General features: G+C 57.6%; 10 protein-coding genes. 7 read left to right on the top strand and 3 right to left on the bottom strand.

Features of this window, described 5'->3' with window-relative positions; translation table 11 throughout:
• Positions 1 to 2: 2 nt before the first annotated feature.
• The 3 genes from HUV30_RS04840 to HUV30_RS04830 all read left to right on the top strand — a co-directional run bounded on the left by HUV30_RS04840 (position 3) and on the right by HUV30_RS04830 (position 5,247).
• Positions 3 to 1,247, top strand: a complete 1,245-nt coding sequence (locus HUV30_RS04840) for a protein-tyrosine phosphatase family protein (protein ID WP_243452073.1) — start codon at positions 3 to 5, stop codon at positions 1,245 to 1,247.
• A 76-nt stretch (positions 1,248 to 1,323) separates the two neighbouring features.
• Positions 1,324 to 2,103, top strand: coding sequence for a DUF4197 domain-containing protein (locus HUV30_RS04835; protein ID WP_174404297.1), 780 nt, complete (start codon positions 1,324 to 1,326; stop codon positions 2,101 to 2,103).
• Between the two features lie 414 nt (positions 2,104 to 2,517).
• On the top strand, positions 2,518 to 5,247 hold the full coding sequence (locus HUV30_RS04830; protein ID WP_174404296.1) for a methyl-accepting chemotaxis protein: 2,730 nt from the start codon (positions 2,518 to 2,520) through the stop codon (positions 5,245 to 5,247).
• Positions 5,248 to 5,376: 129 nt separating this feature from the next.
• Here HUV30_RS04830 and HUV30_RS04825 read toward each other — a convergent pair whose 3' ends face one another.
• Together HUV30_RS04825 and HUV30_RS04820 are read right to left on the bottom strand one after the other, a co-directional pair.
• Positions 5,377 to 6,162, bottom strand: a complete 786-nt coding sequence (locus HUV30_RS04825) for a tetratricopeptide repeat protein (RefSeq protein WP_174404295.1) — start codon at positions 6,160 to 6,162, stop codon at positions 5,377 to 5,379.
• A gap of 343 nt (positions 6,163 to 6,505) precedes the next feature.
• Positions 6,506 to 7,522 (bottom strand): elongator complex protein 3, encoded by a 1,017-nt coding sequence (locus tag HUV30_RS04820; RefSeq protein ID WP_174404294.1) that lies wholly within the window; start codon positions 7,520 to 7,522, stop codon positions 6,506 to 6,508.
• Positions 7,523 to 7,861: 339 nt separating this feature from the next.
• On the opposite strand from HUV30_RS04820, the gene HUV30_RS04815 reads away from it, so the two are divergent.
• From HUV30_RS04815 to ald, 3 genes are all read left to right on the top strand, one after another.
• Positions 7,862 to 8,290, top strand: a complete 429-nt coding sequence (locus HUV30_RS04815; RefSeq protein ID WP_174404293.1) for an HIT family protein — start codon at positions 7,862 to 7,864, stop codon at positions 8,288 to 8,290.
• Between the two features lie 33 nt (positions 8,291 to 8,323).
• Positions 8,324 to 8,617, top strand: a complete 294-nt coding sequence (locus tag HUV30_RS04810; protein ID WP_174404292.1) for an integration host factor subunit alpha — start codon at positions 8,324 to 8,326, stop codon at positions 8,615 to 8,617.
• A gap of 627 nt (positions 8,618 to 9,244) precedes the next feature.
• A complete protein-coding gene (gene ald, locus HUV30_RS04805) occupies positions 9,245 to 10,351 on the top strand; it encodes an alanine dehydrogenase (protein ID WP_174404291.1) in 1,107 nt (368 codons plus the stop codon).
• 174 nt (positions 10,352 to 10,525) lie between these two features.
• Here the strand turns inward: ald and HUV30_RS04800 are convergent, their stop codons facing one another.
• Entirely contained in the window at positions 10,526 to 10,996 is a 471-nt protein-coding gene (locus HUV30_RS04800) for a PACE efflux transporter (RefSeq protein ID WP_174404290.1), read from the bottom strand.
• A 285-nt stretch (positions 10,997 to 11,281) separates the two neighbouring features.
• Between HUV30_RS04800 and HUV30_RS04795 the strand changes: the two genes are divergently transcribed.
• On the top strand, positions 11,282 to 12,172 hold the full coding sequence (locus HUV30_RS04795; RefSeq protein WP_174404289.1) for a LysR family transcriptional regulator: 891 nt from the start codon (positions 11,282 to 11,284) through the stop codon (positions 12,170 to 12,172).
• Positions 12,173 to 12,481 lie beyond the last annotated feature (309 nt).

Genomic DNA, 12,481 nt, shown 5'->3' with positions numbered 1-12,481 from the left:
TCATGGACGGTTCAGCCGATAAGAAGGATAACGCGACGCCCAATCTGCTGCAGCGGCTCGGCTGCACCATACGACGCTGCCTCACGGATTTCATGCGGGCTGAGCCGCCATCCGACGCGCCCCCGCCGCATCCCCTTTTTCCTGTGCACTGGGTCACGGCACACCTTGGCGCAGGTCCCGCACCACACAGGCGGGCGCACCTCATGGCACTGCGCGAACAGGGCATTCAGTGCATTCTCAACCTGTGCGATGAGCTGGCGGAGCTGGCCCACATAGAACGCGAGTTCGGCTTTGAGGTCTATCACCTGCCGGTCATAGATGAAGAAGCCCCGGAACTCGAAGCGCTTGATCAGGCGCTGGAGTGGGTAGATGAGGCCCTGTTCCTCGGCAAGCATGTCTACATCCACTGCCGCCACGGCATCGGCAGAACCGGCACCGTGCTGAACGCTTACCTGCTCCGCAAGGGCATGGGGCAGCAGCTCGCAACCCGCACCCTCAGACGCCTGCGCTCGCAGCCTGCCAACTACGACCAGTGGCGCACGGTCCGGCAATACGGCAAGCAGAACCCGCCGCTCACGATTCGAGAACCATCTCTTGAATTCGGCAAGACTGTGGACCTTGCTCCCTTCATCGCCAACTACCTCTCCCTCGAAGCGCAGATTGAGCGCGAGCTGACGAATCTGCCTCCCGCACCCCGCTGCGGGCGCGACCACGGGCAATGCTGCAGCTCGCCTGTTTCGCTCACGCTCATTGAAGCGCTGGTGCTCAGCAGCCGCATAAACACGCTCATTCCCGGTGCGGAACGGGCAGAGATCATCCGCCGCGCCGTGGAGGCATCCCGCAAGGAACGCAAGGTCCGCCAGGCCCTGCAGGGCGAATACTGCCTTTCAGACGCCGACACCATGTGTCCCCTCAACAGGACAAACCCGTTGTGCGCCCCTGCCGTCGAACCGGATGACACCATCATCTGTCAGGACCTGTGCATTCTGTATGAATACCGCCCGCTCAAGTGCCGCATTTTCGGCCAGAGCGAAGAACAGAGCACGCACCTGTGGCAGAATACGCTCATCGAACCGCTCAAGGAACTCTCCGAACAGGTATTTCTCACCCTTTCCGGCTCCCTGCCACCGGAAGAAGGACTCCGCTTTTCGTTGCCTGATGTTCTTTCCGGCAAATATGTCGAAGCCGTGTTCCGCCTCATGCTGTTCTCATCCGGTGAGAATGCTGCAGAACAGGCCGGTGACTAACCCACTTTTTTCTACGGCATTTCCGTTCCTGTAAAAGTCTGGTACCTTGGCCGCAACGAACGCAGGAGGAACCACCATGCGCAACAGCAATTTCAGACGAAACACTCTCTGGGCTCTCATATTCACCCTTGCCGCCTTTCATGCCCTGCCCGCCCGGGCGGGTCTGCTTGATGCGGTCAAAGAACAGATTTTCAGCGGTTCTTCCGGTACATCCGGCACATCCGCCACTTCGTCCTCCTCCCTCACGGACCGCGAAGTCATCAACGGCCTGAAGGAAGCGCTCAATACCACAGTAAAGAAATCCGTATCCACGCTCAGCGCGGAAGGCGGCTTTCTCAATACTCCCTCTGTCCGCATTCCCATGCCGGATTCGCTGACCGCAGCGGAAAAGATCGCCCGCTCGCTGGGGCAGGACAAGCTGGCCGACGAGTTCATCGCCACCATGAACCATGCAGCGGAACAGGCTGCGGGCGAAACGGCTTCCATATTCCTGAACGCCATCAAATCCATGAGCTTTGACGATGCACGGGCCATATTGAACGGCTCAAATGATGCCGCCACCGCGTATCTGCGCAAGACAAGCACCGGCGACCTGACCGAACGCATCCGCCCCATCGTGGAAAAGGCGACCAAGGCTGCGCATGTCACAGATACCTACAAAAATTTCGCGGACTCGCTGCACCAGCTCACCCCCCTGATGAGTACCAAAGCATCCGACCTTGACGGATACGTCACTGACAAGACCATCGAGGGTATTTTCACCGTCATGGCCAAGGAAGAGGCGTCCATCAGGGCCAACCCTGCGGCGCGAACCACCGACCTGCTGAAAAAGGTTTTCGGCAGCACCACCCGTTAGCCCTTTCAGCCATTTGCACCCGCCAGCTGCGTCCCGCGGCTCCCTGTGACCAAACCGACCTATACGCACCATGAACGCGCCCAGCTGTTTTCATCAGCTTGGCGCGTTCGGGTGTCGCCTTTTTCATGGGAACCAGGCGGGGGAAACGCGTTTCTTTCTGGTGACGATGGTCTTTCGGCCTGCTTGGTCTTCCGGTCTGTGATGTCCTGCCCGTCCCCTGAAACTGGGGAGAACACAGGGCAAAAATACTGTTCACCGCACCTGCTGAGTGCAACAATGTAGACAATTGAAACAACCTACATTTATGTATGTTACACTGCATTTTGTTGACAGCGCACACCTCCTCATACAAAGTCGGCACTTCAGGCGCGGGTAATTGCGGGGGGCTGCAATGCACAGGCAGGATGGTGAGGCATGACGCTTAAAAAACAGCTTCTTATCAGTTTTCTTTCGGTAATGATCATCGGCATGGTCGGTGTTGCTGCGATCATGTGGAGCATGGGGTCAAGCGGCATGTCCGACCTTGGCGAGACAAGCTCAAACGCTCTCAGGCTGCGGGCGCAGAACCAGCTTGCCACACTGCGCGGCGTAAAATCCGTTCAGGTGCACGATCTGCTGGGCAACATGGCCGACCAGCTTGTTACCTTCAGCAGGGGGCGCACGGTCATTGATGCATCACTCGCCTTTGCCTATGATATCGAGATAGTCCGCCACGAATCAAACACCCCGCCGGACGCCATTGAAGGCATGCGCAGAGAACTTGCAACCTTCCTTGCCGGAGACGCCTTTCTCAGGCAGCAGAATTTCACCACTTACGCCGCAGCCACGCCCGGATACTCGCCCGCACAGCCTGACAAATACGTCCCTAAAGATCCCAACGCCGTGGTGCTGTGGGCGCATTTTCTGCAGCCGCAGGTAACGCCCGCCAAGCGTGCCGACATTGTGGAACCTGAAAACCTGATCGTCGGCTACACCGACAACCACCTGCTCTACCACCCCGTCTTCAGGGATTACGCCCACCGTTTCGGCTATCGCGACATGTACCTTATCCGCCCCGAAACCGGACAGGTGCTCTATAGCATCAACAAGGCGCCGGACTTTGCCACCAGCCTGAAAGACGGACCGTTCAAGTCGTCCGCCCTTGCAAAAGCCTATCGCGAAGCTGAAGAGGCAGGCAAAAACGGCAAGAAGGGCTTCATCGCCCAAACGGATTTTGCCCCCTATGAACCGCTTGGCAACGCGCCCGTGGCCTTCATGGCCACCCCCGTGTTCGACGGCGGGCAATACATAGCAACCCTCGCCTTTGCCATGCCGGTCAAGAAGCTGAACGACATGCTGCTGAACAGCGGCAAATTCGACACCTTCGGCCTTGGCGAGAGCGGCGAAACCTACCTTGTAGGGCCGGACGGCAAACGCCGCACATCTTCGCGCTTCACGGATACTGATCTTGATGTGCTTGTGGAGAACATTGATTCCGCACCGGTCAAAGCAGCCCTTGGCGGCGAGACAGGTGAAGGTTACGCGCAGGATTACCGCGGTGTGGACACCCTTGCCGCGTGGGAACCCATTGATGTTCTCGGCTCCCGCTGGGCGCTGGTTGCCCAGATGGATACGGCGGAGGCCATGAAGGCCAGCGCCGAGGTCAGCTCCATGGCGGACAGCACCCGCGCAGACATGGTCATGGCGGGCGGGCTTGCCCTCGCTGTGTTCATTCTCGTGGGCACGCTCATTGCCTACGCCATCGTCGGGCGCATCGTCGGTCCGGTCAACAGGCTCGGTGCGTATGCCAAAACCGTTGCGGGCGGCGACTTCAAGGCGAGCATAGACGGCACCTTCCCCAACGAGCTTGATCTGCTCAAGATATCCATCCAGCACATGGTCAACGAACTGAAGATCAAGCTCGGATTCTCGCAGGGTATTCTGGATGCGATTTCAGACAGCTTCCCCTGCATGACCCTGAACACGGACAAGCGCATCACCTTCATAGGCAAACGCCTCATGGAAGTGGCAGGGAAAACCGGCAATGCCAACGACTATCTGGGCCAGACCGTGGGCCAATTCTTCTACAACGACGAGAGCAGGCGCACCCGCTCTGACGAGGCACTGGATGCCCGCCGCAAGACCGAAGGCGAGATGACCGTGCAGTCCGGCGGCAAGGAATCCATCCTGCACGTGAACGCAACGCCCATCTTCGATCTGGACAACAGCCAGATCGGCGCGTTCACCCTGTACTTCGACCTGACGACCATCCGCGCGCAGGAAGCGGAAATCCGCGCCAAGAATGAAAAGATCGCATCCGTTGCCCTGCAGGCCATTGCCATTGCCGAACATGTGGCCACCTCTGCCGGAGCACTCTCAAAACAGGTGGAAAACGCGGCGAACGGTGCCGACCGCCAGTCCGCCCGTGCAGCGGAAACCGCCACCGCCATGGAGCAGATGAATGCTACCTCCATGGAAGTGGCCCGCAACGCGGCCAGTGCGGCAGAAAACGCCGACCTTGCACGCAAGCAGGCCAGCGGCGGGCAGGCAGAGGTGGAAAGCCTCATCCGTTCCATTGCCGTCATGCGGCAGCAGGCCGGCGAACTCAAAGGCTTCATGGATAACCTCGGCGCCCAGACAGTGGATGTGGGCAATGTCATCAACGTCATTCAGGACATTGCCGACCAGACCAACCTGCTTGCTCTAAACGCCGCCATCGAAGCTGCCCGTGCCGGTGAAGCAGGACGCGGATTTGCCGTGGTTGCCGACGAAGTGCGCAAGCTGGCGGAAAAAACCATGCAGGCGACCGGCGAAGTGGGCCGCGCCATCAAGGCCATTCAGGAGGGCGCTTCGCAGTCCATCGAGGGTGTGGAGCGGGCTGCCAATGCCGTGAAAACATCCACGGAACAGGCCACCAACTCAGGCAAGACCCTGCAGGATATTGTTGCCGCGGTGAACAACACGGCCGATCAGGTGCAGGCCATTGCCGCTGCCGCAGAGGAGCAGTCCGCCACCAGCGAAGAGGTCAATCGCGCGGTTGAAGATGTCACTGCCATTGCCGCCAGCACGGCGGACGGCATGAACGAAGCCAAGGAAGCCATACTGGAACTGGCAGGCAGGGCCGAAGAGCTGCAGCAGCTCATCCGCATCATGCGCTCGGAATAATCCGCCACGGGCATTACCCCGCCTGCTGCCCCATACACGACAAAAAGCCCCGCCGGTATACACCGGCGGGGCTTCAATTGTATCCCCACTGGAACAGCATGTTCCATGTAAATGCGGAATAACGGGGGGTTACAACGACACCTTGAACGAGCTATCCACCACCAGCCCCTTCTTGGGTGCCTGAGAGGCAGCCTTTTTCTGGGCCAGCATTTTCACCAGCTTATCCCTGAACTGCCGCGCCACCGCCAGATGCGGATTGATCTGCAGACAGCGTTCCAGATGATGCAGACAGTCCTTGAGCCTGCGCATATCCCACAGCGTTCTGGCTATGTTGAAATGCAGGTGCTCGTCTTCGCCATAATATTTCTCGACCGAGGCATAACAATCCAGCGCGGACTCGCACTTGCCCTCGCGGCGCAGTTCAACAGCCACACGGTTGAGCAGCTTCTTCTGCTTCTCGCACATGGGCACGCTGCGGGCCACGAGAAAGTCGATAACCGTCTCGGCTTTGGCGCGCTGCCCCGTGGCAAGATAGACCAGAACCAGCGGCAGAGAAGCCTTGACGAGTTCCTTGAGTGTCTGGGGGTAGCCTATCAGATCTCCACGCGCCGCAAACTGCGTCATGGCTTCCTGAAAAAAGAGTTCCGGTTCAGGCCAATATTGTTCAAGAAACTTGGGACGCTCTATCTTCTTGTGCATCCGCATGTTCGCCGGGGCAGGAAAACCGGCCACCAGCGGAGAAATTTCCACAGCCCCGTTATCCAACGTACGGACCGACCAGAGAATCTGCCGCGGGTTCACGGCAGCCTTGCTCTGATGTGTTGTCGCCTTGCCCGCACTGGAAAAAAAACCAGCAGGTCTGAACCCCTTGAGCAACGTGTCAAGAGTGCTCTCCTGTACCTGTTCCTCGGCCATGTCTCCTCCCGTCTGAAACCGATGAATACGAAGCGGGGAAAGAAACTGCATATGCTTCGTGAACGTAACCGCACCCCCACGGAGCGCCCCCGCGACGCAGTATGTTTCTGGCTCTTTTTATCTCTCAGGTCAACAATCCAGCCGCCCTTGCAGAGGATGAATCCGGCCCCGCACAATCCGGAAACATTGCACTGCCGTTTCTGCCGCAACATGAAGGGATGCTGTTACAGCACTGCGGCGCTCTGCGAATAGACAGCCACAACGGGGACCGGCTGTGACAGGGGATACGGGCAGACGGGGCACAACCGTTCACAGCAGAGGAGCCACCCGCGGGTCTGCACCATCAGCGCAGGCAGAAATGGGATTCGCTCCACCACTGCACCTTGTCCGAAGTCAGGCCAGCCTGTGCATACAGAGGCTTGCATTCCCCCTTGTAGCCCCAGAACTCACCTCTTACGGACTGCGGCGCCATGAGCAATGTCGGTTCCTTTCCAAGCGCCTCTATCCGGTCAAGCACGAATGGAACCAGCGCCCGCCCGCGAACCATGGAGCCGAACGCGGGATGCACCGGCCCTGCCAGCAGTTCCGCATCCAGCCCGGTATCGTGGGCAATGCCCATGCGTATCACCCGCACATCGTTTTCCCACGCTATGCGCAGGCCATCGGCACAGGCATTCGCGGCAGTTTCCAGCGACCACGGGGCATATTCTCCCCGTTCATACAGGCGCGCCAGTCCGGTGCCGCGGAACACCACGCAGGGGTAAAACCGCATGAAAGCGGGACGCAGCGCACAGGCCTGCTGTACATCGCTCAAAAACATCCCGGCAGTATGACCGGGCAGCCCCGGAAGAAGCTGAATGCCCAGCGCCATGCCCGCCTCAAGCACGGTACGGCAGCCTTCACTGGCTATATCGGCGGAATACCCGCGCAGGCTGGCGGCGAGCACGGCGTTATCAAAGGTCTGGATGCCAAGTTCCACAGTGCCGAGTCCAAGCTCGAGCAGGCGGTTCAGCAGCGGCAGTGATACGGCATCGGGGCGGGTGGAACAGCGCACGCCGCTCACCACCCCAAGATCGCGATACTGATGCGCGAGCAGAAGGAAGCGTTCAATCCACTCCAGCGGAAGGGCGGTGAATGTACCGCCGTAGAACCCTATTTCCACAGGCGCGTGGCCCTGCCCGGCACGGGCCGCAAGCAGGGTTTCCAACCGTTTCAGGGCACTATCCAGCTCCTCGCGCACCTGCCCTGTCTGCGCCTGCTGGGCACAGTACAGGCACCGGTTGGGACAACCGGCAAAAGGCATGAATACCGGCAAAATGCGCGAGACAGCGTCATTACGCTGCGGAAGCGAAAAAATCATTCCACTGGTCATTGCCATACCGTATTAAACTATTATCATACATGTAACTACATCAGGACGTTACAGACAAAAACGTTGCTCTCGCAGTTCACGGGCAAAAGCGAAAGCAGCGCAGGCGCATTTGCTGAACCCCCTATAGCAGGGCGCTCCCGAAGAGGGAATGCAATAGCACACTTTACAAAACAGGTGAATGCACTCACTAACCATTAAGAATGATACAAAAAAACTTGAATAAAACTCAGATATTGTGTATATAAACAGCATATGATCTGTAATGCCGCATAAAAAGGTCATTTTTCCTAACAACCGACAAATCTTGGAAAAGTCTAGAAATTGGGAATGACTCTCAACAAAAACGACGACTGTATTTTCTGCCGCATAGCAGAGGGAAAATCTCCCTGTGCGGAACTGTATTCAGACGATCTGGTGATGGCGTTTCTGGACATTGCTCCGGTCAATAAAGGGCACGCCCTTGTCATCCCCAAAGCGCACTACAGAGATATATTTGAAATGCCCCCCACCATGGGCGAGGCACTCATACGCGCCCAGCAGCATGTGGGCAACGCCATTATGGCAGCAACCAAGGCCGAAGGCCTGAATATATATATGAATAACAAGGCAGCAGCAGGACAGGTAGTCTTTCATGCCCACTGGCATCTCATACCGCGCTTCGCAAATGATTCCCTGCGCCTGTGGCCGCAACATGTTTACGATGATACCGAAGAGATGCTGCAACTGGCAGCCGAGATCAGAAAGAAACTACGTTAACCGTGTTTTCACCGGACAACCGGGAGGGAAATTATGAATAGCAAGACGTTGACCAAAGCTGACATCGTGGATTCCATCTACGAGCAGACCGACCGCAACCGTGCTGAAGTCAAGAACATCGTTGAATCGCTGCTCGATATCATGAAGGGGTCCATCAAAAAGGACCATGCACTGCTCATCAGCGGTTTCGGCAAGTTCGAAGCCTATGACAAGAAAGCTCGCAAGGGCCGCAACCCCCAGACTGATGAAACCATCACCCTGCCCCCCCGCAAGGTGGTTGTATTCCGTCTTTCCCGCAAGTTCCGCTCCGAACTGAACGAGGCGTAACCGACGGAAGAACGGGGTGCCTGCGGCATGCCCGACAGATTTCACCGGCCGGCAAAGGCCCTGCGAAAGCGGGGCCTTTTTCTTTTTTTCCCTGCAGGTCGGGACGCCGAGCACAGAACCGTCTCCCCCCACACACTATCCCGCACTGGTTCAGCATGCACCCGCAACGCAATCGCCACCCCACAAACAACTGTGGCCATTAACAGTATAGATTGCAGCACCACCATATTCGCAGCATCCACATGATATTGTGCACGTGTCATCAATTTTTCGCATCATTTTGATCTCAGATGCACACTTTTGACACACGGCTACTTTCTGCGCACATCCGCAGTTTTTTATCCACCCCGGGAACCGCACTGAACGCCATTACAATAACCGAAGAGGCACCCACAGCTGTTGCAGCACCCGCTCACACCCCATGCATATGCATGAATCTTCAAAATAATGTTTATGAAAAGTAAATTTGATTAAATTTACTTGATTTTAAACCCTATTCGTTATTTTTTCTTGTCTAACAAAGGCCAGACATGTTTATACTGATACAAATTGAAGCGTCACATCGAGGTGCGCAGGTGGTCCGTAACGGGTGCGCCCTCGTCAACACTTTCTGTGAAGGAGAGCCCTATGATTATCGGTGTCCCGAAAGAAATTAAAACTCTGGAAAACCGTGTTGCAGCAACCCCCGGCGCAGTAGCTTCCCTCGTCCGCAGAGGCCATACCGTTCTGGTTGAAAACGGAGCAGGTATCGGCAGCGGCTGTACCGACGATGAGTACATTGCCGCCGGCGCCAAGATGGTGGATGCAGCCACCGCCTGGTCCGCCGAAATGGTCTACAAGGTCAAGGAACCCATAGCCTCCGAGTACAAGTACCTGCGCCCCGACCTCATCCTTTTCACCTACCTGCACCTTGCTGCCGACAGACCCCAGACAGACGCCCTGCTTGCGGGCGGGACCACCGGTATTGCCTACGAAACCGTTCAGCTGGCCAACGGCGCACTTCCCCTGCTGACCCCCATGTCCGAAGTGGCCGGCCGCATGGCCACGCAGGAAGGTGCCAAGTATCTTGAAAAGCCCATGGGCGGACGCGGTGTCCTGCTCGGCGGCGTACCCGGCGTTCCTCCGGCGGAAGTGGTAGTTCTGGGCGGCGGTGTTGTGGGCCTTAATGCAGCCAAGATGGCCATGGGTCTGGGTGCCAGCGTAACCCTGCTTGATATCAGCCACGGCCGCCTGCAGTATATCGACGACGTTTTCGGCGGACGCATCAAGACCATCACCTCCACAGAACCCAATATCCGTGACTGGGTGAAGAAGGCCGATCTTGTCATCGGCGCAGTGCTCATTCCCGGTGCCAAGGCTCCCCATCTCATCACCCGCGAAATGCTTTCCACCATGAAGGAAGGCTCCGTCATCGTTGACGTTGCCGTTGACCAGGGCGGTTGCGTTGAGACCATCAAGCCCACCACGCACGATCATCCCACCTATGTGGTAGACGGCGTGGTGCACTATGGCGTTGCCAACATGCCCGGTGCTGTGCCGCGCACGTCCACCTTCGCCCTGTGCAACCAGACCCTGCCCTACGCCATTGCTCTGGCAGACAAGGGCGTCAATGCCCTGCGCCATGACCGCGCTCTGGCGCTCGGCCTTAACACCTACAAGGGCAAGCTCACCTGCCCCGCCGTGGGCGAAGCCTTCGGCCTGCCTTCTTCCACCCCCGAAGCCGCTCTGGCGTAAGGGCAGGACAGACGAAACAAACAGGGGAGGCCGCATTATGCGACCTCCCCTTATATTGATACACCCCGCCGCCGGACATTGCAGAGGCCTGCGGGGGGATGGTATGTGCGGACTGTCTCAGGCCTGTCCGCATGCGATATGCTGCCGGACGACCATCCGGACAACCTGCTCCGGCTATTGCCCTTCCCCGTTTTCGGCCAATACGGACATTTCCTGTGCGGCAGGTTCGGCACCGGGCATGGGAAATATGTAATCGTAGGCCCAGTTGAAGAGATAGGCGTAGACCAGATAAAAGGTCACAAGGCCTATTTCCGCCATCAGCCCTTCCATGAACGTCATGTCCAGCATGAACATGGCAAAGGGCACCGCCACCACGAAAAGCCCCATCTCGAACATGAACGCATGAAACGCGCGCAGGCTTACACTGCGCGGCTGCAGCGGTTTGCCCGCACGAAGCAGGGCGACATCAAATAACCAGTTGTACAGGCCGTTCCAGGCCATGGCGATTACGCACATGCCCACGGCAAAGGCCGCAGTCTGGTCCATTTCCTTTCCCAGCAGGGTCGAGGCCGTGGGAGTGACCAGCCCGAGGGCGATTATTTCAAACAGCACCGCATGGCGCAGTCTATCCAATCCAGATCTCATCGTTGAATCCTTCCTCTCTATTTTGAAAACCCCGGAGCGGTCGCGTGTTCCGATTGATTCGGGTAATCCGATTAGCGCAGGTAGCCCCGCTGGCGCAGGCAATCCGTCACGCGGCATTCCGGCTGGCGCAGGAACCCCACTGACGAAGGTAATCCGGCTGGCGCGACGCATCCTGTCTATTTGTGCACCGGAATCACACGACTTTCCTAGGACACAGGACATCTACGGCATCAAACGAGATAGAGAAAGTTGCATTCTATCTGAAAATCAGATAGACCACGCCCCATGCGATACAGTCTGGATCAGTTGGAAACGCTCGTTACCGTCGCCGAAAGCGGCTCTTTTTCCGCAGCATCGCGGCAACTTGGCCGCGCTCAATCTGCGGTAAGCACCGCCATTGCGAATCTGGAAATTGATCTGGATGTCATCATTTTCGACCGTTCAGGGCATAAACCGCAGCTCACTGCACAAGGTGAAACCATTGTGCAGGAAGCAAGAAACGCCCTTGAAGCCTGCGCCCGCCTTGAAAAACTTGCGGGACGACTTGCCGAAGGCGTTGAAAGCCGCATCACCCTCGCCGCGGACGACCTTATTCCTGAAGACGTGACTGCCGATGTGCTCAGCCATTTCGGCAAGCACTGGCCGGACGTGGAGCTTGAAGTGCTCATGGGCGCGCTGGACGACATAGGCGAGATGGTCCGCTCAGGCAGAGCAGACCTCGGCTACGTTGTTCCCCTGCAGGCGCTGCCCGTAACAGCACCGGCACGGCTTGTCGGCAGCGTACGCTTCATCCCCGTTGCCGCCCCCTACCACCCGCTGGCAGGCAAGGGTGATCTGACCAAGGACGAGGTTTCCCGTCACCGGCAGATCATCGTTTCCAGCAGAAGCGGCCAGCGCGTGCAGGACGAACGGGTGGCGCTGCGCCCCTGGTGGTGCGACGGCAACCCCGCCATCCACTCACTGGTACGCAACGGCACCGGCTGGGCCTTTCTGCCCGAGCATGCTGTGCAGGAAGATCTGGACGACCGGCGGCTCATGCGGCTTGATTTTGCATTCCATCCCAAGCCTCACACGGCACCGGCCTATGTCATGTGGACAACGGCCCGCCATCTGGGACCGGCCGCGCGCTGGCTGTGCGACTCCCTTGCACAGGCACTGACATCACGAGAGAGCTGACGGAGGCATAGACAGAGTATCCGGCCCGCTGTCATCGGTTTTGTCCTTTCATATCCATCAGACAAATCGCATAGACCGGAACGGGGCTTACAAATTTCGCACGCGCTATTTTTGCGCCCGCAGCATAAAAAAGAACGCATTTTCTGCAGAGGGTTACTGTGAAAATGCGCACTTCGCGGCAGGAGCAACCCCTATTTTTCAATTGGTTACGGCTGCAAAATCGCGATGCCGTCAGGGGTTTTAAATTGCGTTTGCAGCACTTTTCTGGCAATAATTGGGTGATTTTACCAAGTGTGGGTTTTTCTCATT

Source organism: Desulfovibrio subterraneus, assembly GCF_013340285.1.
Classification (GTDB): Bacteria; Desulfobacterota; Desulfovibrionia; order Desulfovibrionales; family Desulfovibrionaceae; genus Halodesulfovibrio; species Halodesulfovibrio subterraneus.
The sequence above is the reverse complement of the archived record's forward strand: the minus strand, read 5'-3'. Positions and strand labels throughout refer to the sequence as shown.